The organism is Colwellia sp. MEBiC06753 (assembly GCF_053470325.1).
Map to the genome: position 1 here is coordinate 38,077 of NZ_JBQMTM010000008.1, position 26,689 is coordinate 64,765.

A 26,689-nucleotide genomic window follows, 5' to 3' on the forward strand; every position below is an offset into this window, starting at 1 on the left:
AACAAGCAATAGAGCGGAGAGCAGCTATAACTGATGGTATAAGCTAAAGCATGATAAGGAATACTTATGCTTAGAGTACTTAAAATATTGCTTGTACTTTTCATTGGTTTGCACGCGCTGATTTATGCAGTACAAAACATTGCCAATCTTGATGCAGCCCATGCAGCCTTGGGCTATGTCTTGTCCAGTCAAGGGCATGAAGTTTATTCAAATACTATGTTTTTCTATGTGACTAATCCGGTGTTACATTGGTGTGCACTCTGGCTTGTCATTTTCGGTGAGTTGGCGATTGGTTTTTTTGGAATTAAAGGGGCATTCAACATGCTAATGGCTCGAAAAGGTTCAGCTGAGCAATTTCATGCAGCCAAGAGCTACGGTCTAATTGCAGCAGCATTGGCTTTGCTGGTTTGGTTTGGGCTGTTTATGACATTTGGAGCGGCTTTCTTTCAAATGTGGCAAACCGAAGTGGGAACAGGCTCAATGGAAGGTGCCTTTATGTTTTCTATAGCTTCCGCTATTACTATGATGTTTGTTTACAGTACCTCTGAATAATCTTAAGAGGAAACTCGGAATAGACTTACGTTGCCTGTTCGAAAGGAAACAAAATTACTGATTTTCTTTGCGTATTATTAATATCCACTGGATTTGTCGCCATTTATTGTCGCGGTGGCGACAGCAGCACAAGCAGGTTTATGCTTCATTCTAGTTTTGTGATGAATATCGTCATTCCAGCGAAAGCTGGAATCTCCAACGTTCTAAACCGAATTAAAATTTATTAAGATTCCGCATCAAGTGCGGAATGACGTTAGAAAACGAGCAGGGAGGCGATTCCAAAGGGGAAACAACAGTCTTTTCCCCTTTGGGTACTGCGGCTACCGCCGCAATAATCTCTATATGTGATTAAGGCTGGATAGTCTTTTCCTGATAATTTAACCGATTAAAAAAATACTTTTGGTGCTTAAATAATAGTTGCCAAGCAGGTTTATGCTTCGTTCTCGTTTAGTGATGAATCTCTTTAAATTGATATTTGCTTTGCGATAGAAGTGATATTTGCAGCTTCAACCATTCCCGTACAGCATCGAAAGTGAAATTTAGAAAGCGAATTGTCAACGCGAGATAGGACATCGAGCGCTTGCGTTAAGGTAGGACGCCTTATCGCAAGGAATTGGCAAAGTCGCCTAAATTTCATTTGAGGTTGATGCTGTTTCGGGCGTCGGTGGGTTTCCAAAGGGCGGCACGGCGATACGCCGCCCTTTGGGTGCTGCGGCCATCGCCGCAATGAACTATTTATACCAAATCTTCACTACATCAAAGTAACGTTCGCCTTCGGGCGTTTTCACCATCACTTCATCATCAACTTGTTTGCCAATTAACGCTCGTGCCATTGGCGAGTCGATACTAATTTCGCCTTTTTTAACGTCCCATTCATCAGCACCAACCAAACGGTAAGTCACCTCGTTGTCATCTTCGTTAATTAATGTCACCCAAGCACCGAAATAGACTTTGCCTTCCTGTTGTTTTTCAGGGTAAATAATTTGCAATACTTCCATGCGCTTATCCAGAAAGCGCACGCGGCGATCAATTTCCCGCAAGCGTTTCTTGCCATAGATATATTCGGCATTTTCACTGCGATCACCTAAGGCTGCAGCTTCCGATACCGCTTTGGTGACTTTCGGGCGTTCTTCTTTCCAAAGGTACTTAAGTTCACGGTCAAGGCGTTCATAGCCTTCACGGGTGATGTAATTAGATTTCTTCATAGTTGCTGTAAGTTTGTGAACCGCATGTAAGTGAGCCACAGGCCATTTGGTTTAGGCGTTAGGCTTTATTTTTGATAATTCTACAATAATAACGATGAATCAATAGCATGAAATTCTTCAACTGCGGTAATTAATGAATTAGCGGTTAATGCTTCAACGCCAAAAGCTAGCGTTCGGCAATGGTGCTTTTGCGCAACATGGCGCATTAATAAATCGAAATCGCCGTCACCTGATAATAAAATTATCGTCTCAACTTGAGCGGCAGCTTCCATCACATCTATGGTGATGCCAACATCCCAGTCACCTTTGGCAGAGCCATCACTGCGCTGAATAAACGGCTTTAATTTGACCTCGAAGCCAATATGTTTAAGCGCGGTTTGAAATTTATGTTGCTGATCATCACTGCGCTGTATGGCATAGGCGTTGGCCTGTTGAATATCATAATGCTGGCTGATTTGTTGCCAAAATTGTCGATAATTAAATTGACGACCAAACTGCTGGCGTGTGGTGTAGTAAATATTTTGAATATCAACAAAAATAGCAGCGGTTGTCATTTATTAGCCTTAGTAAATTTTTAACCAAGTCATTGTAAATGATTAAGCCAATTTATAGGTAAAATAATAACAAGGCTTATTAGGGCTGTGTTGTTACTGCTGTTACAATACCGCTAATTCACTTATAACGTTGTTATAACACTCTTAATTTTTAAAAGGGCACGCTTGTGCAAGAAAACAAATTTTCCACTTTGGCGCTAAAGCATGGGCTATTGAATAACTTAGCCACCTTAGGTTATACCGAAATGACCGACATTCAGGCGAAAAGCTTGCCTGTAATGCTCACGGGCAAAGATGTTATTGCGCAGGCGAAAACCGGCTCAGGTAAAACAGCGGCATTTGGGTTGGCGTTGCTTAATAAATTAAATGTTAAACAGTTTCGGGTGCAAAGTTTAGTATTGTGCCCCACTCGCGAACTTGCCGATCAGGTGGCGAAAGAGCTTCGGGCATTAGCGCGGGCGATTCATAATATTAAAATTCTAACGCTATGCGGTGGCATGCCAGTAGGCCCGCAAATTGGATCATTGGAACATGGCGCGCATATTATTGTTGGCACACCAGGGCGCATTGAAGATCACTTGGCGAAAGGTCGTTTAGACTTAACTCACGTTACTACGCTGGTTTTAGATGAAGCCGATCGCATGCTAGAAATGGGTTTTCAAGCGGCGTTAGATAATATTGTTAGCTTCTGCCCAGCACAGAAACAAAGCTTATTATTTAGTGCTACTTTTCCTGAAAAAATACAATCCATTGCTGCTAAATTGTTGAAAGACCCTGAGCATATAGTCGTAGAAGCGAAGCATTCGCATAGCACGATTAAGCAGGCGTTTTATCATGTCGCAGATAACAGTGATCGCCTAGATGCTTTGCAGCGACTATTACTGGCACAGCAAGCGGAATCAGCCGTCATTTTTTGTAATACTAAGCAAGCGGTGCAAATGGTTAATGATGAATTGGCAAGTGCTGGTTTTGATGTGATCGCTTTGCATGGTGATTTAGAGCAGCGCGATCGTAATGAAACCTTAGTCAAATTTGCTAATAAAAGTGCCTCAGTATTAGTGGCAACCGATGTTGCTGCGCGTGGTTTAGATATTGATGACTTACCGTTAGTGATTAACTATGAAGTAACGCCAGATCCAGAAGTACATGTTCATCGCATTGGCCGTACCGGTCGAGCAGGTGAAAAAGGCTTAGCATGTTCTATTTATTGCGATAAAGACTCACGCCGTATTGCCGATATTGAAACTTATCAAAATATTGAAATTGACACTGTGCCATTGCCAGGCGATGAAGTATTTAACGCCCAGCCAGTTAAAGCGCAAATGGTGACTTTGCAAATTGATGGTGGTAAAAAGCAAAAGCTGCGCGCCGGAGATATTGTCGGTGGCTTAACTGGTAAAACCGGTATTGCGGGCGATCAAGTTGGTAAAATCAACTTGTTTGATGTGAAAGCCTATGTTGCCGTACATCGCAGTGTTGCTAAAGCGGCATTGAAAAAAATTAACAATGACAAATTAAAAGGCCGTAACTTTCGGGTACGGAGCATTTAATCGTTAGTTGTTAACACAATAAATTATTCGCCACTGACCGCAAACATGCGGTTATAATCGGCGACAATGTAATGTCCAAGTTTATCTTGCTAAAAAATATCAAAGGTTATCTATGAGCCAAATTGCTCAACAAATCGCACAAGAACTACGTGTTAAGCCTGATCAAGTAGAGGCAGCGATTAAATTGTTAGATGACGGTGCTACTGTGCCGTTTATTGCCCGTTACCGTAAAGAAGCCACTGATGGTTTAGACGATGGTCACCTACGTACCTTAGCTTCGCGCCTAGGTTATTTGCGCGAGTTAAATGAACGCCGCCAAGTGGTATTAACCAATATTGAACAGCAAGGTAAGCTAGCTGACAGCTTACGCAGTGCCATTGAACAGGCCGATAACAAAACCAGCTTAGAAGACTTGTATTTGCCGTATAAGCCTAAGCGCCGTACAAAAGCACAGATCGCGATAGAAGCGGGTATTAAGCCGTTAGCCGATAAATTATTTGCTGATTTATCTTTGTTGCCACCACAAGCTGCTAGCGAATTTATTAATGCCGATGCTGGTTTTGGCGATGAAGAAGCCGTACTTGATGGTGTGGTCAGTATTTGGGCAGAAATGTTTGCAGAAAATGCCGAACTACTTGCTAAATTACGTCGCCACTTAAACAAACAGGCACATATTGCCAGCAAAGTGGTAAAAGCTAAGCAAACTGAAGCGGTCAAATACAAAGATTATTTTGACCATCATGAAGCACTTAGCCGAGTACCCGCACACCGGATGCTGGCGATGCTACGTGGTAAGAGTGAAGGCTTTTTGCGCTTAAGCATTGATGTTGACCCTAATAGTGACAGCAAAAGCTACTGCTCGGCATATGACATTATCAGCGAACATTATCGCTTGCGTTTATCTGCCCAAGCTGGCGCGAAATTTGTTGCTGGCGCCATTCAACAAGCCTGGAAACAAAAGCTTATCGGTCAGTTTGAAACCGAATTTTTTGGTGCACTGCGTGATAAAGCAGAAATTGAGTCAATTAAAGTATTTGCCGATAACTTAAAAGACTTGCTAATGGCAGCGCCAGCGGGCAGCAAAGTCACTATGGGGATTGATCCTGGTCTTAGAACAGGCTGTAAAGTGGCAGTAGTTGACGGTACTGGCAAGTTATTACACACCGCGACAATCTACCCTCATGCTCCGCAAAATAACTGGGATAAATCGATGCGTACCTTAGTTAAATTGGCAAGCCAACATAAAGTTGAATTGATCGCTATCGGCAATGGTACTGGTTCTCGTGAAACCGATAAGTTAGTCGCGGAAGCGTTAACTCAGTTTGAAGATAATAAGCCAGTTAAAGTTGTGGTGAGCGAAGCAGGTGCTTCAGTTTATTCAGCTTCTGAATTGGCCGCCAAAGAATTTCCTGAGCTCGATGTGTCAATTCGTGGTGCGGTATCCATTGCTCGTCGTTTGCAAGATCCACTTGCCGAATTAGTGAAAATTGACCCGAAAGCCATTGGCGTTGGTCAGTATCAACATGATGTTAGCCAAAGCTTATTAAGTGCGTCGCTTGATAATGTCATTGAAGATTGTGTTAATGCCGTGGGTGTTGATTTAAATAGTGCGTCGCCGTCATTGCTATCTCGCGTTGCGGGCTTATCCAAAACCATGGCGCAAAATATTGTCGATTACCGCGACAGTCATGGTCGATTTAATCAGCGTGAAGAGTTACTTAACGTTGCTCGTCTAGGGCCAAAAGCGTTTGAGCAAGCAGCCGGCTTTTTACGTATTCGCGATGGCGAAAACCCGCTGGATAATACTGGTGTGCATCCGGAAAGTTATCCAGTGATTGAAGCAATTATTGCGAAATTGAACAGCCAGCTTTCGACATTGGTTGCCAATGATGAATTGTTAACTCAAGTCACTTTTAACGACTATGCCAATTTAGTCGCAGGGCAATTGACCTTCAATGACATTATTGATGAGCTGAAAAAGCCCGGTCGTGATCCGCGTCCTGCGTTTAAAACCGTTACCTTTAAAGAAGGGGTTGAAACTTTAAATGATTTAACACCGGGCATGGTGTTAGAAGGGGTAATTTCAAACGTTGCTAACTTTGGCGCTTTTGTTGATATTGGCGTGCATCAAGACGGTCTAGTGCATATTTCGGCATTAACCGATAAATTTGTCAGCGACCCTCGCACTGTAGTGAAAGCGGGCGATATTGTTAAAGTGAAAGTGCTTGATTGTGATGTTGCTCGCAAGCGTATTAATTTAACCATGCGCTTAAATGACGATGTTACTTCGACTAAATCGGCTAACCATTCGTCAGGTCAAATGACGAGTAAAAAGCCAGCGAATAAAGGAACATCGAAGCCACAGCATGCAGCACAGGGTAAAGGTAAGCCGCGCTCAGATAAGTCGCGAAATGATAAATCACCGGCAAATGCGGCTATGGGTAACGCCTTTGCTGATGCGTTTGCTAAGTTGAAAAAGTAAAGTAGTGTGTGCTATTGGTAGCTTTTTAGCATTTAGTTGATGTATCTAAAATTGCATTAATAATACGGAAAATAGCCAGAATAGAGGGAGTAAACATTGGGTATAAAGTATTCACCCAAAGTAGGGCAAATATTGATGTGTGATTTTCAGGGCTTTAAAGAACCTGAAATGGTAAAACGTAGACCCGTTTTGGTTATTGGAACGAGACCTACTGGTCATGGTTTGGTAACGGTCGCTTGTTTAAGTACTAAGAAGCCAGAGATTATCCAGCCTTATCATCTGTTATTAGAAAGCTGCCACTTTCCTCCTCATAAATTTTTTGATGGCAAGGAAAATTGGCTAAAAGCGGATATGATTTATACGGTGTCATTTGAGCGTTTAGATTTGATTAAAATCGGTACAGATGCCAAAGGTCGACGACTTTACTTTAATCAAAGGCTTGGAAAAGAAACAATGATACAAGTTCGTTCTTGTATATTACATGGAATAAATTTGGGCTTTTTAGGGCAATATTTGTAAACATTTTTACTACACTAGTTAGTTTTTTATAAACATTTATTAACTTAATAAAGTTGCACATAGTGCACATAGTGTATAGAATTTATTCGTCAAAGCTTCTCTGGTTAAGGCTAGAACGGAGCACTAAGACTACATTATTTATGTAGCCAGCCCATAATCAGCGATAACAAGCTCTTATGGACTGCCGATTGAACCCTCGCTTCGGCGGGGGTTTTGTATTTTTAGGCCTTTGTTTTGCAGTGATTAATATTTTTGTTGATTGCTCTAAAATAAAAAAGGGGAAGCATTCACTTCCCCAAAAGGGTGCTCCGATACATTCAACATGAACGGAGCTAACTTATGATCGTGATGTGCTGTAAGCGACTGTCAGTAAGTGACTTCCCGCAAGTTACAGCGTATAAATTGCCGATACTTGACTGTAGAACGAGTCGGCATCAGCGTCTTTCATGTCAAATTGACCCACTTCAACGCCAATCGATAGTTTCGGCGTAAAGTTTTTGAATAAATTAACCCCAACATGGGTGCGCTCGCGATCAGACTCGTCAGTATCGATATAACCATAGAACACTGAACTACGGGTATCTTCTGTCCAGTAATGGCGATAGGCAGCCATGTAAGCAAAGGTTTGCTCGGCTTTGCCGTTATAGACATCGGGTGCCGCGGTAACGCCAACATAACGACCCGTTTCACCAGCGTGAATTTGGAAACGGAAGTCATCTTTACCAAAGGTCTTGATCTTACCGGCAATTGAACCGCCAAATGTGGTGTCATCATCGCCGTTGTCATAATTTAACTGGCGCACTAAACCTGCAACGCTAATGTTACCCCAGTCACCTTTAAAGGTGTATTTACCCACAATATCAGGTAATTCATCGCTGGCTGGATCAGCATCAGGACTGTCGTCAATGCCGTCGTTACCCCAAGATTCAGGGTTTTCTAAGGCAAACTCAAAATCGCCGTATTGGTAGCGCACCATGGTATTACGCACGAATGCTTCACCGACCATGGGGCCGGCAAAGTCAGCGGTTTCGGCTAACGCGCTGGTGTTCATAAACGTGGTCCAAGTTTGACCAAAGGTAAAACCGTTGTATTTGATAAAGGCGTGACGCAGGCGTGGATTCGAGGAATTGGAAATCACCTCGTTACCTCCGCCGCCGTAAAAGTCCATTTCTAAAAAGCCGGTGACGTCACCGTGGACGAACTTCATATTAAGCCGCGATTCATTGGCGAAGAATTTTGTTTGCGATTTATCTTTCGGTAACACCGCACCACCGCCAATCCAGAAATCTCGGTAGCCGACATCACCGTCGACATAGCGATAATCAATTTTTAAGTAGCCACCAAAGGTTAGTGTATCTTGGTCGGTCAACTTTAACTCATAGCCTGCGTGTGCGCTTGCTGCCATTAATGATAAAGCTGATGCAATTAAGGTTTTCTTAAACGACATTACTGTTTTCATTGTGCTCTCCCGCGTTTATAGCCTTGAGATTGATGGTTTTTTATTGTTGCTACCAAGACTTCATCTACTGGCTAACTGCTTGTTGTAAAGTCAGTTTGAGCGCGGTTGCGCCCAAACCTTTATTGTTATTCTGTGAGTGATTTTGGCCATTATTCCTCTAAAGTACTTAAATCGCCTTCATCTTGACCAAGCGCTCGTGCTTTAAGCACTCGGCGCATGATTTTACCGGAACGAGTTTTCGGTAAGCTGTCGACAAACTGCACGTCTTCTGGTGTCGCAATTTTGCCCATTTCGTTACCGACGTGTTCGCGCAGCTCAAGCGCTAATTCTTTGCTTTGTGCCACCCCTTGTTTGAGGATAACGTAGGTGTGAATCGCGTTACCTTTTAGCTCATGTGGTAAACCGACTGCGGCAGCTTCACTGACCTGAGGGTGACTAACCAGTGCGCTTTCAATTTCTGCCGTACCTAACCGATAACCGCTGACTTTCAATACTTCGTCCATACGGCCAATAACCCAGATGTAGCCGTCTTCGTCTTTTTTGGCGCTATCACCAGCTAGGTAACGCCAGTTGCCTTGATCATCTTGGCTCCAATATAAGTCGGCGTAACGCTCTGGATCTTTAAATACCGTGCGCGCCATACCAGGCCAAGGGTTTTTAACGATCAGTTTGCCTTCTTCATTTGGCGCAACTTCATTGCCGTCATCATCAACAATCACCATTTCATTACCGAAGAATGGTTTTGTGGCAGAACCTGGCTTAAGTGGAGTAATAGGCAATGGACAAATCATGAAACCGCCTGTTTCTGTTTGCCACCAAGTATCAATAATTGGGCATTTGTCTTGACCAATGACATGGTGATACCAGCGCCATGCTTCTGGATTGATTGGTTCACCAACACTGCCTAGCAAGCGTAAGCTGCTTAAGTCGTGTTTTTGCGGCCAACGATCGCCAAAGCGCATTAAGCCGCGAATCGCCGTTGGTGAGGTATATAAAATATTGATGCCGTAGTTTTCAATAATTTGCCACCAACGGTTAGGGTAAGGGTAGTTCGGCGCACCTTCATACAGCATGATAGTGGCACCATTAATTAGCGGCCCATAAACAATATAACTGTGACCGGTAATCCAGCCCGGATCGGCGGCACACCACCAGCGGTCTTGCGGTTTTATATCAAATGCCATGCGATGGGTAGTTGAGGTATAAACAGAATAACCACCGTGAGTGTGCACCATACCTTTAGGCTTGCCTGTGGTGCCAGAAGTATAAAGAATAAATAGCGGGTCTTCGGCATCAGTATGTTCGGTTTCACATTTAGAGCTGGCGATAGGCAGTGCTTTTAAGTCATGTAGCCAGAAGTCGCGCGACGGCTCCATTTCAACATCAAGTTGATTGTTTTTAACACAGATACACACTTCAATACTTGGTGAGCGCATCATGGCGTCATTGGCAATCGATTTTAAATCAATCGCTTTACCGCGGCGCCAACCACCATCGGCAGTAATTAACACGCGAGACTGGGCATCGTCGATGCGTGATGCTAACGCTTCAGTACTAAAACCACCGTACACAACTGAGTGAATCGCGCCAATTTTGGCACAGGCTAACATGGCAAATACTAACTCAGGAATTTGTGGCATGTAGATAGTCACAATGTCGCCTTTGTTGACGCCCATGCTTTTTAGCACGTTGGCAAATTGACAGACTTCACGGTTTAAACCGTTGTATGAGAAGTTACGAACTTGGCCATTTTCACCTTCCCAAATAATCGCCATTTTATTGCGATTAGCATTGGTTAAATGACGATCAATAGCATTGTGGACAATATTGATTTCACCGCCGTCAAACCACTTATAAAATGGTGCATTGCTTTCATCTAGCACGCTGTCCCATTTTTTATACCAAGTGAGTGTTTCAGCTTGTTCTGCCCAAAAGCTTTCTCGGTTGTCTATCGAATATTGATAAAGCTTTTCATATTCAGGGACATTCGCTTGATCAATCACTTCCTGACTTGGATGAAAGATATCTGCTTGCTTTGGATCTGTCATTGTTAATCTCCACATTCGCTACCGGTTTTTGGTGACAATTGCCCTAAGTGCATTAAGCGATATTCAAAAAGCTGAGCAATAATTAATAACTGGCAGACAATAAACTATTGATGATGAACTAAAGGTAGAGATTACCGAGCGATTATTAAATTAGACCTAAGTCTAATTTTGATGATTTCCATCTTAGACTTTAGTCGTAGAAAGTAGAGCGTGTTGCTCCTTGTTGTATGATTTTGCAGCAATCAATTGCGTTTATATGCTGGGCTTTATGCAGTTCAACGTACTCGATAGGCGTAATTGCAGTGTCTACCAGTTCGTTTTAATGACTTTTACTCGTTGTTACACCGCATTCACTCGGCATAACCAAACTTCACTTGGTGTGCCAAGATTAAAAGCCATTAAATTCGAACAAAATTTATACCACAAAGACCAACACGCTCTAGCGTGATTTTTGTTGTTTTAGATCAAAACTTTCAACAGCAGAGCGCGTACACTAAATGTATGAATTAGAGGTAAGAAAGATGACAGACAACCTAAAAAACCAGTTGCTTGCTAAGCAAACAGAGTTAACTAAACGTATTGAAGCGATTAATAAAGACTTTCAAAAAGGTCGTAGTGCCGACTTTGCAGAACAAACTACTGAAAGTGAAAACGATCAAGTGCTTGATGTTATTCGTGCTGAAGCCTCAGCGGAATTAACGCAAGTTAACAATGCGCTAAAGCGAGTTGAAGATGGTGAATACGGGCGTTGTGTGCGTTGTGGGGAAACGATAAATCCGAAACGACTAACTGCGCTGCCTTATACCGATTTTTGTATTAGTTGTGCTTAAAAGGATAGAGTTATGTTTAACGAAAAACACGATTTACATCACGAATTTCCTGAGTTTAAACAAGAGATTCACGAGCTGAAAATGAATAATGCCCATTTTGCCAAGCTGTTTAATGAATATCATCAGCAAAATGATGAAGTGATACGTATTGAGCAAGGCGTTGAAAATACTTCCGATGACTATTTAGAACTGCAGAAAAAACAACGCTTGCAGTTAAAAGATGCATTGTATGCGATGTTAAAAGATTATCAGGTAACAGCCAATTAACTTAATTGGTGACATTCCCTCTGCCTTGGCTGCTTTTTTACCTGTAATAAAGGCAGCCTTTTTTTGGCTAAAAAAAACCTCAGCGGTTGGGAGCTGAGGTGAAAATTAAGATTGATCCAGGTAATCAACCTTTCATTACTTTAAAGGTGTTGCTTTAAAGGCAATGCATTTAACGGGTTAGTTTGAAGCTAATACCGTATTTTCAACATAGTAGTAGCCATCTTTAACTTCAGTTTTTTCACAAGTGTGTGTCGGTTGTTTTGAACCTAACGTGCGTTTGTTACGACATTTCATTTGCTGTGCATCGACACCATATTTTGTTTGGTATTGCGCTGCTTGTTCTTTGGCTAACGTTAAATATTCTTGTGGTAACTTGCTTTCAAGTAATTCTAATGGACGGCGCCAGTGACTATTTTTTTGCTCATTGGCAACACTTAACCAAGCATAACTTTTTAATACATCTTGATTTGTACCTTGGCTGTTTAAATACATAGTGCCTAAAATATATTGCGCTTGCTTTTCACCACGCTTAGCGATGATTTCTAATGCTGGCAATGCTTTTTCGTAATCTTTGGCTGAATATAAATCTAGAGCTGATTGGTATTCGGCTTTGTAAGTATCAACTTCAATTAAGTCGGCGTTATTGGTTGCTGCCATGCTGGCGGTAGAAGCAAATAGTAGACTGCAAAATGCGATGATTGACTTGTTCATGGTTAAATCCTTTAAACGTTTTCTGTTTGTTACTTAGTAAGATGCAGTAACCATTACAAAGGTTGTGCCAGCAACGAATAAATTTTTTAAGTAACTGTAATCATTGATAAATTAAATTTTATTTGTTGTAAGTATTATTGAGGCAGGATCAAGGTTTTTGTTATTGATTAGTCAAATTAACTAAAAAGTTAATGTTTTAACTAACGTAAAAAATGTTTTAATGACGTAGTTGGTTTGTGATGTGAAGCTATTTCAGCCAGCAGTAATTCGGCAGTGGCTACGGCATCGTTTAATGCGTTGTGGGCATAATGTCCGGGTAAATGATAACTATCTCTTAGCGCGGTTAAGCGTAAGTTAGATGGGTCGTAAGCGGCTTGGCGCATATCAAGGCGACGCTTAGCGACCACTAAGGTATCGATTATTGGATAAACGGGCGCATAGCCGTAAAGTTTTTTACAGGCATAAGCCAAAAAGGTTTGTTCTACTTTGGCATAGTGTACCAGCATTACTTTGCCAGCAAGGGCATTTAGCAAGCGTTCAACAGCGTGCTCTAAATCATAGCCACTAAGCGATTCTTGTTCGGTTATTTGATGAATGGCAACATTGTCTCCAGCACGCTGCTTTTGACTTTTAAGTAAAAAATGATCGGCGGTGCCAAGTTTAATATTAAGCTGCTCAACACTCACATAACCCATGCTTAACAATTGATCACTTGCAGCATTCAACCCCGTAGTTTCAAAGTCTAACGATAGCATTGGTGTATCAGCTATTGCTGCATTGGTATTAGGAAAGGGCACCGATAAAAATGCTTTTAGCGGGCCATCAGGTACTTTCGCCAATAAACTGCGACGTTTAGCTTCTAGCCCGAAAAAGTGAGTGAATAGTTGCGGTGGCCAAGACATGAGATTAATAAGTTGTTTGTCGGTTGTCTTGCATGGTTTTAATGACTTTAAACGCATCTTTTAGATGCTCGCGCTCAAGCCGAGATATTTCTTTCGGTGATAAAAAGTTATCAGCATCTTCCTTGGTAATAAGTTGTTTGGCTTGATGTTGCAGTCTCAAGGTTGTAAGAAATTCAAAGGCATCTATTAAATTAGCCGCTGATGCTTTGGTTAATGAACGTGTGCCCGCGGCTTGCTTTAACCGCTCTATGGTATTGACCGAAGTAATCCCTTCTTGCAGCGCATAAATTCTTGCTAAATCAACGATGGGGGCAATGCCATTGTGTTTTAGATCCATGGCTTTTTTATTTTTACCATTTGATACTAAAACGAAATCACGGAAAAACCCCAGTGGTGGCTTATGTTGCAACGCATTTTTAGATAAATGCGCGATAAATAAAGACGCTTTTTGGGTTTTAGCTAACGTAGATTGCTGTAGACGATTAAGTAATTGGGTGTTGCCATAAATGGTGGTTAAATCGAAAAATATACTGCAATGCATTAATGCTTTTGGATCGGGTGTATCTATCCACTGATTAAAGTAACGTTGCCACACTGCTTCTGTTTGTCGCCATTTAGAGTTGGTTGCCATGACATTGCCTGGACAATAAATAAAACCACATTGGGCTAAACCATCGCAGACAAATTTAGCGAGGCGTTCAAACCATGGCGCGTGTTCGGGTTTCATGCTGTTGTCGATGATTAAACCATTGTCCTGATCTGATTTTGCCAACTGTTCTTGGCGCGCTTGTGAGCCTGCAGCCACCCACGCAAAAGGAACCGGAGGCTTGCCATATAGCACTTCGGCTAATTCAATTAAACGAATAGTGAAGGCCATAGTGATGGCGCTAATACTTTTGCCTACTTGTTCGGCTGGTGTGCCAAGTTTTGCCATTTTAATTTGCAGCTTCGGAATTATTTTGCTGATTTCGGCAAGCTCATCAATATCGGTGGCTTTATGGATCAGACTGGTAAGATTAATGGCATTTTGTCCTTCAAAGTGCATTAAATCAGTAATGGTGAGCATACCCGCTAACTTGCCTTGATTAGTGATGGGTAAATGATGAATATGTCGACTATTCATGGTAATTAGCGCATCAAACGCGGTATTTCTAACATCAAGCAAGGTAATGTCTGAGGTCATAATTTCACTGATGGCATGAGAGGTATCAACATCTCCGGCAATACAGCGCCGACGAAAATCTTTATCGGTCACTATGCCTTTTACGGCTTCATTGTGGTCAATGACCACTAAGCAAGAAAAACCGAGTTCGGTCATTTTCTTCGCGGCAGCAATAATTGATTCAGTATCATAAATGGTCGCCGCAGGCGATTGGTAAAGTTGTTCTATTGGCGTGTTGGTTAAACTGGCATTTATTGCGGCTTCATGCTGAATATTTGAAACGGTGCTTTTCAAGCGTTCTTCGGCAGATTGTTCGAAAAAGCCAATAACATCTGCATAGTCTTTCATACAGGTTAATAACGCCTGTTTTTCAATGGCATAAAGTAGGCTGTCTTCTTCACAGATGACATTGGATTTTAGGTATTTTTCGGGATAGCCAAAAATAGTACAAATATCACCTTCGCCATATTTGCCGACTAATTCATCCTGTTCATCGGTGTAACTGAGCGCCCCTTTGCGTACAATAAAAAAACTTTTTGCGTCACATTGCTCCGGCGGTAATTCTTGATCATGAGCCAAGTAACAAATATTGATATGACTCACCAGTTCAGCAATAGCGGTGTTAGGTAAGTGCTCAAATGGAGCTATGCTGCCAATAAACGCATAAATTTCACTTAATTCATTGTCCATAACTAGCTACACCAAGAGAAGTTTGTTTCTTGTCATTTTTAGGGAAGTGCAATGGTGTGGTCAATAATTATTCTAAAAACCTAGACTAAAGTTGAATACCTCGGTGAAAAATTCCTTGCTAGTGTTTATGACTAGGTGGAGAAATCCCCCTGTTAATAACAATTAGATAAATAAAAAACAAACAGGCGAAAACGAGGAGAGAATTGTGGAAACAAGTTACTGGCAGGAAAACCTGCGACTAATTTTTATCTGTCTCATTATCTGGTTCATCGTATCGTTCGGCTTCGGTTTATTGCTCGTTGAACCATTAAACGAAATCCGCTTAGGGGGTTATAAGCTTGGTTTCTGGTTTGCTCAACAGGGCTCAATATATACCTTTGTCGGATTAATTTTCTGGTACACCCATAAAATGAATCAACTAGATAAAAAGTATAACGTGGAGGATAAGTAATGGATGAATTAAAACTCTATACTTGGATCGCCGTAGGCGGTACCTTCGGGTTATATTTCTTTATTGCTTGGTGGGCTCGAGCGGGTTCAACAAGTGAGTTCTATGCTGCTGGTGGTGGTGTTACACCAATGCAAAACGGTATGGCGATTGGTGCCGATTGGATGAGTGCAGCGTCGTTTATTTCAATGGCCGGTCTTATTGCCTTTTTAGGTTACGGGGGCTCTGTATTCCTAATGGGCTGGACCGGCGGTTATGTGCTGCTGGCCATGTGTTTAGCACCATATATGCGTAAACATGGCAAATTTACTGTGCCTGAATTTATCGGTGATCGTTTTTATTCTAGAACGGCACGTATTGTGGCAGTAGTTTGTTTAATTATCGCGTCAGTAACCTACATCATTGGTCAAATGAAAGGGGTCGGGGTAGCGTTTTCTCGCTTCTTAGAAGTTGATTACGATATGGGCTTATACATAGGCATGGCTGTGGTATTCGTTTATGCAACCTTAGGTGGCATGAAAGGTATTACTTATACGCAAATTGCTCAGTATGTTGTGCTTATTACCGCTTATACTATTCCTGCAATTTTCATTTCATTACAATTGACTGGTAACCCAATTCCGCAATTAGGTCTGGGGTCGACACTTGCTGATGGTAGTGGAGTTTATTTACTCGATAAACTCGATATGGTGGTCTCAGACTTAGGCTTCAAAGAATACACAACCTCGACCTTAGGTGGTGTTGAAATGTTTGCCTACACTATGTCACTAATGATTGGTACTGCCGGCTTACCACACGTAATTATGCGCTTTTTCACTGTGCCTTCAGTTAAAGCGGCACGTCAGTCAGCGGGTTATGCCTTAGTATTTATCGCGTTGTTATACACAGTGGCTCCTGCAGTAGGTGCGATGGCTCGCTTCAACTTAATGAATACTATTGAGCCAGCAGCTGGTGAAAACTTGGTTTATGATGAGCGTCCTCAATGGTTTAAGGACTGGGAACATACAGGTTTATTGCAGTTTGAAGATAAAAATGGCGATGGCAAAATTCAATATGTTGCTGATGCTGAAAAAAATGAAATGGTCAAAGTTGACCGTGACATTATGGTATTAGCTAACCCATCAATTGCTAACTTACCAAACTGGGTAATTGCCCTAGTGGCAGCAGGTGGCCTTGCCGCGGCATTATCAACTGCAGCAGGCTTATTATTGGCAATATCGTCCGCGGTTTCTCATGACTTGATGAAAGGGGTATTAGTGCCGGATATGAGTGAGAAGAGCGAACTGCGGGCAAGTCGTATTGTTATGACGCTGTCAGTGCTTTTCGCTGGTTATCTGGGGCTAAATCCGCCAGGATTTGCTGCCGGTACTGTTGCCTTGGCGTTCGGTTTAGCAGCCTCGAGTATTTTCCCAGCATTAATGATGGGTATCTTCTCGAAAAATATGAGCAGTAAAGCAGCAATTGCCGGTATGTGCGCAGGCTTAGGTGTGACCATGCTTTATGTATTCCAGCATAAAGGCATAATGTTTATTCCAGGCACCTCGTTCTTAGGTGGTATGGAAGAAAATTGGTTCTTAGGAATTTCACCTAATGCCTTTGGTTCAGTTGGCGCCTTAGTGAACTTTGCAGTGGCATTTATTATGCTAAAAGCAACAGGTCCAGCACCAAGCCATATTCAAGAAATGGTGGATAACTTCCGTACACCGCATGGTGAAATAGCGGCCGCCCACGATCACTAATATATTGCTAAATGAGAGATAGTTCCCTCTCTAAAGGTTAAAGGCTCCAATTTGTTCTGTAGCATGTTATGTTGCAGCATTGGAGCCTTTATTTTAATAAGATAATAAAAAAACAAAGAGAATGCTGTATGACTCGACATACCAAATTAGCGATATTAATAGCGCCATTCTTAATTCTTGGTGGCTATATCGCCTCAGATTACTATATGGAATATCAGGCTCAACAGGAAAAAGTCATTCAATTAATACCCGATGGTCACTGCGACATTATTAACGAGCACTGCATTTTGCAGTCGGGCGAATTTAAAATTAATGTTTATGATAAAGATGGCAATACTGGCGTTAATGGTACATTTCCCATCGACAGCGCGGTGCTATTTATCGTTGATTCGGCAAAGCAGTTTCATACCTATGATATGACGATGGCTGATAGCCCATATTATTGGACGGCCAGTACTGATTTAAATCAGCGTCTAGCTGAAAAAGGTCAGAAGCAAAAACTTCGGGTGATTGTCTCGATAAAAGGTGGTAAATATATCAGTGAGTTCTATAGTCAAACGGTAAATTAATACCAATTGAAATAAGTAGGAATAAAGCGCGATAATGTTTGCAAATTGGCAGTTAGTGGCACTGAGTTTAAGTTATATCGGGCTGTTATTCGGTATTGCTTACTTAGGTGATAAATATCGACATCAACTCGCCAAAAAATGGCAACCGTTTATTTACGCCATGACACTCGGTGTTTACTGTACATCATGGAGTTTTTTAGGCACTACAGGCCAAGCATCAACCAATTTCTTATCTCACCTGCCGATATATCTAGGCCCCATTTTACTGTTTATTTTTGCTTGGCCGTTTTTACAGCGGATGATCCGCATCAGCTTAAAATTAAATCTCACTTCGATTGCGGATTTACTTGCTGCGCGATTTGGTAAATCACACAATTTGGCGATTGTTGTGACCTTAGTCGCGTTAGTCGGCACCATGCCATATTTGGCGTTGCAATTAAAAGGCATTGTTTATTCGTTTGAGCAATTACAATCTGAACCGCTGATTAACTCCGGCCAGTTTGGCTTTTTAGTGAGCCTAGCATTAGCGGGATTTACCATAGTGTTTGGTATTCGCCATTTAGATGTTACTGAGCGCCATCCGGGGGTAATGTTAGCTATTGCCTTTGAATCGATTGTTAAATTGTTGGCCTTCGCCGCTGTCGGTTTATTTGTTACGTTTTTCTTATTCGACTCTCCCGCCGATATCTGGCAACAAACTGCGACCAATAAACAATTATCAAATCAATTGGCTTGGCCAAATATTTCTGCGTTTATTGCCATGTTATTTATTGTAATGGCGGCGTTTTTATCTTTACCCCGACAATTTCAGGTGATGGTGGTCGAGTTACAAGACATTAAAGATACTGAGCTTAGTCGTAAGTTATTCCCGGTATATTTAATGGTGTTTGCTGTGTTTGCCATACCACTTGGTTTAGCGGGAAATTTATTACTTAATCAGCAAGTGCCGTCGGACGCGTATGTGTTATTTCTACCAGCGCTGGGCGGTCAAAATTGGTTGTCGCTATTGGCGTTTCTTGGGGCAATTTCCGCGGCCAGTTCTATGGTGATCATTTCCGCCATTGCCTTAAGTACCATGCTCAGTAATGAGATTGTCTTCCCGCTGATTTATCGCTACCGCAAACATCGCGATATTGAGTTTGACCAATTTAGAATTAAGTTGCTGAACATTCGCAAGTTACTGGTATTGGTGGTGATTTTATTAGGTTACTCGGTATTTCTGTTTGCATCGCCCGATACACTTTCTTCTTTAGGCGAAGTGGCCTTTGGCGCTTTTGCTCAGCTGACCCCAGCCTTAATTGCTGCGTTTTATTGGCGACGTGCTAGTTTAACTGGTGTTTATGCGGGTATTTTAGTCGGTTTTGCCATGTGGCTATTTTTAAGCTTTTTACCTAAATTTGGATTTTATTATCAACCGATGGATTATGGCTTATTGCCGACCAATACCGCCGTTACCATTATCAGTTTGCTGGCCAACAGTTTTCTGATCTATTTAATTTCACAAATTAGCAGACAAACCGTTCAAGAGCGGGTGCAAGCCTCTATTTTTTTGGAATGGCAATCAAGTGCACTGGTTTCAACTTTACATAAAAAAATAGTCAGTGCTGAAGAGCTGGAATTATTAGTATCGCGTTTTGTCGGAGAGAAAAAAGCCAAACAAAGCTTTTTAGTGTTTAACCACAGTGTTGCTAAATCTGACGTTGGTGCGGCTCGATTTAATCAGCTGCTATTTGAACATACTGAAAATACCTTAGCCAGTGTTATGGGGGCATCGTCGGCGCGCCTAGTATTAACTTCGGCCTTAGAAGGGCGCGATATAGCCTTAGAGGAACTAGCGATGTTGGTTGAAGAGGCATCCACTCAGCAGCAACGTTTAAGTCAAAGCCTATTGCAAAGTGCGATTGAAAACGCCAGTGAAGGTATTTCAATTATTGATAAAGATCTCAACTTAGTGGCGTGGAATAAAAAATATATCGATCTTTTTGAATACCCTGATGCGTTGGTGTTTATTGGTTGCCCGATAGCTTCATTAATTCGCTTTAATGTTGAACGAGGTCTATGTGGTGAAGGAGAGGTCGAAGCGCAAGTACAGAAGCGAATAAATTATTTGCGTAAAGGCAGTTCGCATCAGTCTGAACGGGCGCTAGATGGCAAAGTGATACGCATAGAAGGTAATCCGCTTCCCGATGGTGGTTTTGTCATGTTATTTTCAGATATCACGCCATATCGCGAAGCCGAGCAAGTGTTAAAAGCAGCAAATGTTGATTTGGAAGCCTTAGTGAATGAGCGTACGGTTAAACTGGCACAAACCAATAAAGAATTAGGGTTAGCCCGCCAGAAAGCAGAGCAAGCTCATGTTAAAAAAAGTCTATATTTAAAGGCCTGTAGTCATGATTTAATGCAGCCATTGGAAGCGGCCCGATTGTTTACTGAAGCGTTATCGAATCAGGAAAACTTATCTGATCAGCAGCAGCATCAGGTTGAAAGTATTAGTCATTCGTTAAAGGTCGCTAATGATTTATTGGCAGAGCTTGCGGAAATAGCCCGTATTGAAAGTGGTAATATTAAGCCGCAATGTGAACCCTTTGCACTGAGCGATTTGTTTCAAGAAATTGCCAATGAATTTTCGGTGTCAGCGACGAATAACAAAGTTAATTTTGTTGTTGTGCCAACGCGGTTATGGGTTTACTCCGATAAACAATTGCTGCGTCGTATGATTCAAAACTTGTTAAGTAATGCCTTTCGTTATGCTAGCCCTGGTAAAGTGTTATTGGGTATCCGCAGAAAAGGTAAAAATGTCGTCGTCCAAGTGGTTGATAATGGCCCTGGTATTCCACTTGATAAGCAAGAATTAGTTTTTGATGAGTTCACTCAACTTACAGAAGAGCAAACCTTGTCAACAAAGGGCTTAGGCTTAGGGCTTAACATTACAAAAGGACTAAGTAAGTTACTATCACATAAGCTCGATTTACTGTCAGAGCCAGGTAAAGGCTGTTGTTTTAGTATTGAATTGGCGCGGGTAGCGGCTGTTCGTAAAGTGCCGGTTCAGAAACCTCAACCAAGTGTAACGTTAAGGAATATAACCGTACTTTGTATTGATGATGATGAAGATGTGTTAAGTGGTATGGTGGAAATGCTTTCAAGTTGGGACTGTAATGTCTTAGCAGCAGATACGCCTGAAAGCGCGATACAGATGTTTGAGCAGCATCGACATAGCATAGATATTGTATTAGTTGATTACCAGCTATCACCAACAGAGAACGGCATTGCCTTGATTGAGCGCTTACGCAAATTAACTAATGTTTATTTACCTGCAATTTTAATTACTGCTACTAATGAAATGGATATTAGTGAAAAAGCGAATGCCGCAGATATGGGCTATATGCGGAAAATGGTGAAGCCTGCAGCATTGCGAGCTATGATTAGCGCAAAATTGGCTGAAAAATTACATCGCCGTTATGTGGCCGCAAAGTAATTTGTGGCGGCAAAGTCATTTCACGGCGGTCAAAAATATTAGTGATTGATGTCGAGCTCTGATAAATCTAAATGACTGATGGCGATCACGGCTTGCGTGCGGTTTCTAACATTTAATTTTTTAAATATTGCCGTAGCGTGAGCCTTAATGGTGGCTTCAGAGACATTTAAATCGTAAGCAATTTGTTTATTTAACATGCCTTCGGCAAACATCATTAAAATTTTGTATTGCTGGTGGGTTAAGCTCGCTACTCGCTCAGCAATATCATTATATTCATCGCTATTACTTTGTTGATTAAATTGACTGGGTAGCCATTGTTGCCCTGCTAATACGTCAATAATCGCAGCATAAATAGTATCAACTGGCGTTGATTTGGGGATAAAACCAACGGCGCCTAAAGAGATGGCTTTACCAATGGTATCGTTGTCTTCATGCGCAGAAATGATCACCACAGGTATATGTGGGTAATGTTTGCGGATATTAACTAAATTATTAAAACCATGACCACCTGGAATATTTAAATCTAATATCAGTAGATCAGTGTCACTGTGGCTAGCAAGTTGTTGTTCTAATTCTGCAATGGTTTCGGCCTCAAGCCACTGACAGCCGACAAATTTAGGCGTTAATGTTGATAGTAAAGCTTGTCTAAATAAAGGGTGATCATCAGCTATTATTATCTGATCAGGCTGAATCATTATTATTGTACCTGCATGTGCTTAGTTGTTCCCAGTTAAGTATAACTCGGGACGAAAAACTCGAAACATTAGACCTTAGTCTATGCTATTACTGAAAAAATAACAGGTGATTTAGGAAAAATAAACGACATCAATCAACTACCTAGCAAGCATTGATTGATGTCGAGTGTAGGCGTTTATGTGGCAGGAATATTTTTCAAGACTGCTAACAGTAATTGCCAATATTGGCCGACTGCTTCAACATTTACTTTTTCGTCTGGCGAGTGTGGGAACTTAATAGTTGGACCAAATGACACCATATCCCAGTGTGGATAAGCGGTTTTGAATAAGCCACATTCTAAACCAGCATGAATCACCATAATTTCAGGTAGTTTGCCAAATTCACTTTGATAAGTTTCGCGTACTACTTTCATGATCGGTGAGCTGGTATCAGGTTTCCAACCCGGGTAAGCTCCTGAGAACTCAATTGCCGCGCCAGCTAATTCAAATACAGAGCGCACTGATTCCTCTGCGGATAAACGGCCATCATCATGCAGACTTCGAATTAACGTTTGAGCGACAAATTTAGGGCCTTTACAGCGCATTACACCTAAGTTAAGTGACGTTTCTACAATGCCTTCAATGTCATCACTCATGCGTAACACACCATTTGGACAAGCGTTTAACGCATTTAAAATATTGCGTTGCGTTGCTTTACTCCAACATTCGTCAAAGGTTTCTGGTGAAATTAACAGCATATCAATGTCTGTTTCAATCGCTTTCAAGTTTTGCTTAGCTTGTGTTAAATAGTCAGCAACTGCAGTTTTTAGCGCTTCAACATGTTGATTAGGTACAATAAAGCTGGCGTTTGCTTCACGAGGAATAGCGTTACGTAAGCTACCACCGTTTAATTCGGTTAATTGGATATCGAACTGCTTTACTGCTTGCAGTAATAAGCGCACTAACAATTTATTGGCATTAGCGCGGCCAGTGTGAATATCAACACCGGAATGACCACCTTTTAAGCCAAATAGCGATAAATTAAACGCTTGTGAATCTGCTGGCACAGGGACAAATTCAAGGGTGAAACTGGCATTGGCATCAATACCACCAGCACAACCCATATATACTTCACCTTCTTGCTCAGAGTCAGTATTAATTAATATTTCACCGTCAAATTCACCAGGTTGTAGGCCAAATGCGCCAGTCATGCCAGCTTCTTCATCTATGGTTACTAATACTTCAAGTGGACCATGGGCAATATCATTACTGGCAAGCACTGCAAGTGCCGATGCTAGGCCAATGCCGTTATCTGCACCTAATGTTGTATCTTGTGCAGTTACCCATAAACCATCCTGCTCTTCAATAAGATAAGGTTTGATTGGGTCGGTTAAAAAGTCATGTACAGTGTCGTTGTTCTTTTGCGGCACCATATCCATATGAGCTTGTAAAATAACTCCTTTACGATCTTCCATGCCTTGAGTTGCTGGCTTTTTCAAAATTAAATTGCCAACGCTATCTTCTTTTACACTGATCCCTAACTCTTTCGCCCAAGACTGGATCCAAGCGGAAATCGCTTGTTCATGTTTAGAAGGATGCGGAATACTGCATATTTTTTCAAAAAGTTGCCAAAGTGGTGCGGGGGTAAGATTCGCAAGTTGCGTCATTAGGTTACCTATGTTTATAAAAACGTATCAATAAAAACGCCAGCAAGCTGGCGTTTAAGAACATTATTTCGAGGCCATTAAAAATTGCCACTGTTCATTAAAGTCATCGCTGGGTTTTTTACTAAAACCAGAGCGAACATATTGGCCAATTTTACCTTCTGCAAAGGCGACTAGCAAATTGGCTAACGCCTGTTCGTTTATACTAAAGCTTTTGCCTTCACGAAGTTTGCGCTCGCGCAACACTTGTTTAAATTGTGACTCTAATTTTTCGAAAAATTGGTTTACACGTGCGCGTAAACGCTCGTTTTCACCCATTAATGCATCGCCAGAAAGAATGCGACACATGCCCGGATTACGCTCTGCAAATATCAATAATACGTGCAATATGTGGTGGCAACGGATAAGTGCTTCTTTATGATCGGTTAAAATTAAGTTGATGCGAGAAAAAATAGATTCTTCAATAAATTCAATAAGTCCTTCAAACATACGGGCTTTTGAAGGGAAGTGACGATAAAGCGCTGCTTCAGAAACGCCAACTTCTGCGGCTAATTTTGCTGTAGTAATACGTTGGCCAGGGCTTGATTGCAGCATTAACGCTAAACATTCAAGAATTTGTTGTTTGCGATTAGGTTTTTCATTTGTCGTCATGAATGACTTCTCTGTCGATTTTTGATCTTTTTAGAGCTTGATTGTAGCGGCTTCATGTATTTAACATCAAGCCACTTTTACTATTTTAGGGACGGTAATCACTGTACGTTAGTAAGTCAATACTTACGCTCTGTCTCGGTAATGGTTTGCAACAACGGTGACTAGCTGTTGCGCCAAAGCTGTCTTGCTGGCCAGAGGTAACTCAATTGTATCGGTCTTAGAAAATAAGGTTAACGCATTGTCATCACTATTGAAGCCTTGCCCAGAAACCGCAACGTTATTGGCAGCAATTAAGTCGAGGTTTTTCTTTTGTAATTTACCTTTTGCATAAACTTCGACATCTTGAGTTTCAGCAGCAAAGCCTACAGTAAACGGACGATTTTCAGTTAAAGCCGCAACGTCAGCAACAATATCAGGATTTTTTACTAAGTTTATTTGCATCGCATCTTCATGCTTTTTAATTTTTTGATCGGCAATTTTGGCAACACGATAGTCGGCGACAGCGGCGCAGGCAACAAAGATGTTTGCTGTGGGTGCTTGCTCAAGCGCATGCTTATGCATATCTGCTGCACTAGTAACGTGAATAACCTTTGAACCTAAAGGAGCTGTATGCTTAGTTGGGCCAGATATTAACGTGACTTTCGCGCCAGCATTGATCGCAGCTTGGGCAATGGCATAGCCCATTTTCCCAGAGCTATGGTTAGAAATATAACGAACGGGATCTATCGCTTCTTGGGTTGGCCCCGCGGTAATCACCCAATGTTGACCATTTAGCGTTTGCTGGCTGAACATCGCTGTGACTTGTTCGACTAATTCCCCAACATCAAGCATTCTGCCCAAACCAACATCACCACAAGCTTGTTCGCCAGCACCTGGGCCTAATTGTTTAATACTAAAATGGGCTAATTTACCAATATTGGCTTGGGTTATTGGGTTGTGCCACATTTGCTGATTCATAGCTGGCGCAATGGCGATGGGTGCAGAAGTGGCAAGGGCGATAGTTGATAACAAGTCATCGGCAAGGCCATGGGCTAGCTTTGCAATAGTATTTGCTGTTGCTGGCGCTATTAATAATAAATCTGCCCACTTTGCTAGTTCAATGTGTCCCATCGCAAGTTCGGCTTGAGGATCGAGTAAGTCATCCGCAACAGGGTTAGCTGATACTGCCTGTAACGACAAAGGTGTGACAAATGCTTTTGCTGATTCTGTCAATACTACCCGAATATTAGCGCCTTGTTCTTTTAAGCGACGCACCAATTCTGGCCCTTTGTACGCGGCAATTCCGCCGCTAATACCTAATACGATGTTTTTATTCTCTAAACTTTGCATATGCTGCTAATCTTAAAAAAGTGATGGGCGTCATTACCTTAATGCCAATGATGGGCAGTATATCAGGGAAGTTGTTAAAGGAGAAAGGGATGTTAAAGTCTTGGCCTGCTAGTGAGCGACCGCGAGAAAAACTATTGCGGCAGGGGGCGTCCTCGTTGAGCGATGCAGAATTATTAGCCATTTTTTTACGTACTGGTGTTAAAGGTTGCCATGTTGTCGATTTGGCACGGCAATTACTTAACAGCTTTGGCAGTATCAGCGCTATTTATCGAGCAAAAGAGAGTGAGTTTTGTAGCCACAATGGCTTAGGGCAAGCGAAATATGTGCAATTGCAGGCTTGCTTAGAAATGGCTAAGCGTTATTTAAAGGAACAGGCTAGCCAAGGGCAATATTTATCAAGTGTTGAGTCGACTAAGCACTATCTTGTCTCAGAGTTGAAAGCAGAATCACGAGAAGTGTTTGGGTTGATATTACTTAATAGCCAACACAATGTTTTGGGGTTTGAGCGACTTTTCAATGGTACAATCGATGCAGCGGCGGTATATCCGAGGATAGTTGTCGAGTGCGCATTAAAGCAACAAGCAGCGGCAGTAATACTCGCTCATAATCACCCTTCGGGTACTTTAACGCCAAGTTTGGCCGATAAACAAATAACTCAGCGCCTAATTCAGGCGCTTGCATTGATTGAGGTTAAAGTGCTGGATCACTTTATTATTGCCGATAATCAATGCTATTCATTTGCTGAACATGGACTAATATAAACTAAGTGTTGCATATCAAGACAATGACAGTTAATTTTAGTGCGATAGAGCAATCAACCCATTGAACTAATGGAATAAGCAAGGAACATCTTATGACCGACAGTAGTAACCATGAGATAGAACGACGCCAGTCTTTTCGCCTTGATATGGAAAAAGAGCTGATTGAAATCGTTTGGACGGACGCCAATGGCCAAGTTCGTCATAAAACTACCGCGTGCCTCGATTTTTCGCGAGGTGGGCTTCGTATCGACAGTGATATTGAATTTATTGAAGATGCGTCCGTGAAGGTTATTTTTAAACCAAATACCCCGAAAAAAACGCAATTAGCCGGCAAGGTATTACGTTGTATTAAGCAAGATACCGGTTGGTTTGAAGTGGCTTTTATATTGGACGAGCAAGCATAAACTCAGAAAAATTAGAGTTTTGAACTATAGTTAAGTAGATCCTG

23 protein-coding genes are annotated in these 26,689 nt (G+C 41.8%); 12 read left to right on the top strand and 11 right to left on the bottom strand.

Features of this window, described 5'->3' with window-relative positions:
* The first annotated feature begins 66 nt into the window (after positions 1-66).
* Positions 67-552, top strand: a complete 486-nt coding sequence (locus ACOB82_RS08155) for a DUF2165 family protein (protein WP_448212479.1) — start codon at positions 67-69, stop codon at positions 550-552.
* A gap of 731 nt (positions 553-1,283) precedes the next feature.
* Here the strand turns inward: ACOB82_RS08155 and greB are convergent.
* Together greB and ACOB82_RS08165 are read right to left on the bottom strand one after the other, a co-directional pair.
* Entirely contained in the window at positions 1,284-1,757 is a 474-nt protein-coding gene (gene greB, locus ACOB82_RS08160; RefSeq protein WP_448212480.1) for a transcription elongation factor GreB, read from the bottom strand.
* Positions 1,758-1,837: 80 nt separating this feature from the next.
* Positions 1,838-2,311: a LabA-like NYN domain-containing protein gene (locus ACOB82_RS08165; RefSeq protein WP_448212481.1), complete on the bottom strand. Its 474-nt coding sequence runs from the start codon at positions 2,309-2,311 to the stop codon at positions 1,838-1,840.
* 167 nt (positions 2,312-2,478) lie between these two features.
* Here ACOB82_RS08165 and dbpA point away from each other — a divergent pair, with 167 nt between their 5' ends.
* From dbpA to ACOB82_RS08180, 3 genes are all read left to right on the top strand, one after another.
* Positions 2,479-3,861, top strand: coding sequence for an ATP-dependent RNA helicase DbpA (gene dbpA, locus ACOB82_RS08170; protein WP_448212482.1), 1,383 nt, complete (start codon positions 2,479-2,481; stop codon positions 3,859-3,861).
* A 112-nt stretch (positions 3,862-3,973) separates the two neighbouring features.
* On the top strand, positions 3,974-6,343 hold the full coding sequence (locus ACOB82_RS08175; protein ID WP_448212483.1) for a Tex family protein: 2,370 nt from the start codon (positions 3,974-3,976) through the stop codon (positions 6,341-6,343).
* A 96-nt stretch (positions 6,344-6,439) separates the two neighbouring features.
* Complete coding sequence (locus tag ACOB82_RS08180; protein WP_448212484.1) at positions 6,440-6,862, top strand: type II toxin-antitoxin system PemK/MazF family toxin; 423 nt, start codon at positions 6,440-6,442, stop codon at positions 6,860-6,862.
* A 388-nt stretch (positions 6,863-7,250) separates the two neighbouring features.
* On the opposite strand, the gene ACOB82_RS08185 is transcribed toward ACOB82_RS08180, so the two are convergent.
* Complete coding sequence (locus ACOB82_RS08185) at positions 7,251-8,321, bottom strand: DcaP family trimeric outer membrane transporter (RefSeq protein WP_448212485.1); 1,071 nt, start codon at positions 8,319-8,321, stop codon at positions 7,251-7,253.
* A 149-nt stretch (positions 8,322-8,470) separates the two neighbouring features.
* Complete coding sequence (acs, locus tag ACOB82_RS08190) at positions 8,471-10,369, bottom strand: acetate--CoA ligase (RefSeq protein ID WP_448212486.1); 1,899 nt, start codon at positions 10,367-10,369, stop codon at positions 8,471-8,473.
* Between the two features lie 521 nt (positions 10,370-10,890).
* Here acs and ACOB82_RS08195 point away from each other — a divergent pair.
* Together ACOB82_RS08195 and ACOB82_RS08200 are read left to right on the top strand one after the other, a co-directional pair.
* On the top strand, positions 10,891-11,199 hold the full coding sequence (locus ACOB82_RS08195) for a TraR/DksA family transcriptional regulator (RefSeq protein WP_448212487.1): 309 nt from the start codon (positions 10,891-10,893) through the stop codon (positions 11,197-11,199).
* Between the two features lie 12 nt (positions 11,200-11,211).
* Complete coding sequence (locus tag ACOB82_RS08200; protein ID WP_448212488.1) at positions 11,212-11,466, top strand: YdcH family protein; 255 nt, start codon at positions 11,212-11,214, stop codon at positions 11,464-11,466.
* A 177-nt stretch (positions 11,467-11,643) separates the two neighbouring features.
* Here the strand turns inward: ACOB82_RS08200 and ACOB82_RS08205 are convergent, their stop codons facing one another.
* The 3 genes from ACOB82_RS08205 to ACOB82_RS08215 all read right to left on the bottom strand — a co-directional run bounded on the left by ACOB82_RS08205 (position 11,644) and on the right by ACOB82_RS08215 (position 14,931).
* Positions 11,644-12,177 carry a hypothetical protein gene (locus tag ACOB82_RS08205; RefSeq protein ID WP_448212489.1) on the bottom strand — a complete coding sequence of 178 codons (534 nt, stop codon included), beginning with the start codon at positions 12,175-12,177 and terminating at the stop codon, positions 11,644-11,646.
* Positions 12,178-12,377: 200 nt separating this feature from the next.
* Positions 12,378-13,079: an exonuclease domain-containing protein gene (locus ACOB82_RS08210; RefSeq protein WP_448212490.1), complete on the bottom strand. Its 702-nt coding sequence runs from the start codon at positions 13,077-13,079 to the stop codon at positions 12,378-12,380.
* Positions 13,080-13,083: 4 nt separating this feature from the next.
* The gene (locus ACOB82_RS08215; protein ID WP_448212491.1) at positions 13,084-14,931 is read right to left on the bottom strand and encodes a putative nucleotidyltransferase substrate binding domain-containing protein; all 1,848 of its coding nucleotides are present in this window, start codon (positions 14,929-14,931) and stop codon (positions 13,084-13,086) included.
* 202 nt (positions 14,932-15,133) lie between these two features.
* Between ACOB82_RS08215 and ACOB82_RS08220 the strand changes: the two genes are divergently transcribed.
* The 4 genes from ACOB82_RS08220 to ACOB82_RS08235 all read left to right on the top strand — a co-directional run bounded on the left by ACOB82_RS08220 (position 15,134) and on the right by ACOB82_RS08235 (position 21,162).
* Positions 15,134-15,382 (top strand): DUF4212 domain-containing protein, encoded by a 249-nt coding sequence (locus ACOB82_RS08220; protein ID WP_448212588.1) that lies wholly within the window; start codon positions 15,134-15,136, stop codon positions 15,380-15,382.
* Positions 15,382-17,118 carry a sodium:solute symporter family protein gene (locus ACOB82_RS08225; RefSeq protein ID WP_448212492.1) on the top strand — a complete coding sequence of 579 codons (1,737 nt, stop codon included), beginning with the start codon at positions 15,382-15,384 and terminating at the stop codon, positions 17,116-17,118. The genes ACOB82_RS08220 and ACOB82_RS08225 overlap by 1 nt, the downstream gene beginning before the upstream one ends.
* Positions 17,119-17,246: 128 nt before the next feature.
* Positions 17,247-17,687, top strand: a complete 441-nt coding sequence (locus ACOB82_RS08230; RefSeq protein WP_448212493.1) for a hypothetical protein — start codon at positions 17,247-17,249, stop codon at positions 17,685-17,687.
* Between the two features lie 34 nt (positions 17,688-17,721).
* A complete protein-coding gene (locus ACOB82_RS08235; protein ID WP_448212495.1) occupies positions 17,722-21,162 on the top strand; it encodes a hybrid sensor histidine kinase/response regulator in 3,441 nt (1,146 codons plus the stop codon).
* Positions 21,163-21,200: 38 nt separating this feature from the next.
* Here the strand turns inward: ACOB82_RS08235 and ACOB82_RS08240 are convergent, their stop codons facing one another.
* The 4 genes from ACOB82_RS08240 to coaBC form a co-directional block, all read right to left on the bottom strand.
* On the bottom strand, positions 21,201-21,857 hold the full coding sequence (locus ACOB82_RS08240) for a response regulator (protein WP_448212496.1): 657 nt from the start codon (positions 21,855-21,857) through the stop codon (positions 21,201-21,203).
* 176 nt (positions 21,858-22,033) lie between these two features.
* Positions 22,034-23,503: an aminoacyl-histidine dipeptidase gene (locus tag ACOB82_RS08245; protein WP_448212497.1), complete on the bottom strand. Its 1,470-nt coding sequence runs from the start codon at positions 23,501-23,503 to the stop codon at positions 22,034-22,036.
* Between the two features lie 63 nt (positions 23,504-23,566).
* Positions 23,567-24,151 (bottom strand): nucleoid occlusion factor SlmA, encoded by a 585-nt coding sequence (gene slmA / locus ACOB82_RS08250; RefSeq protein WP_448212498.1) that lies wholly within the window; start codon positions 24,149-24,151, stop codon positions 23,567-23,569.
* A 123-nt stretch (positions 24,152-24,274) separates the two neighbouring features.
* Entirely contained in the window at positions 24,275-25,480 is a 1,206-nt protein-coding gene (coaBC, locus tag ACOB82_RS08255) for a bifunctional phosphopantothenoylcysteine decarboxylase/phosphopantothenate--cysteine ligase CoaBC (RefSeq protein WP_448212499.1), read from the bottom strand.
* A gap of 89 nt (positions 25,481-25,569) precedes the next feature.
* Between coaBC and radC the strand changes: the two genes are divergently transcribed.
* Positions 25,570-26,241: a RadC family protein gene (radC, locus tag ACOB82_RS08260; RefSeq protein ID WP_448212500.1), complete on the top strand. Its 672-nt coding sequence runs from the start codon at positions 25,570-25,572 to the stop codon at positions 26,239-26,241.
* 92 nt (positions 26,242-26,333) lie between these two features.
* A complete protein-coding gene (locus tag ACOB82_RS08265) occupies positions 26,334-26,645 on the top strand; it encodes a PilZ domain-containing protein (RefSeq protein WP_448212502.1) in 312 nt (103 codons plus the stop codon).
* Positions 26,646-26,689 lie beyond the last annotated feature (44 nt).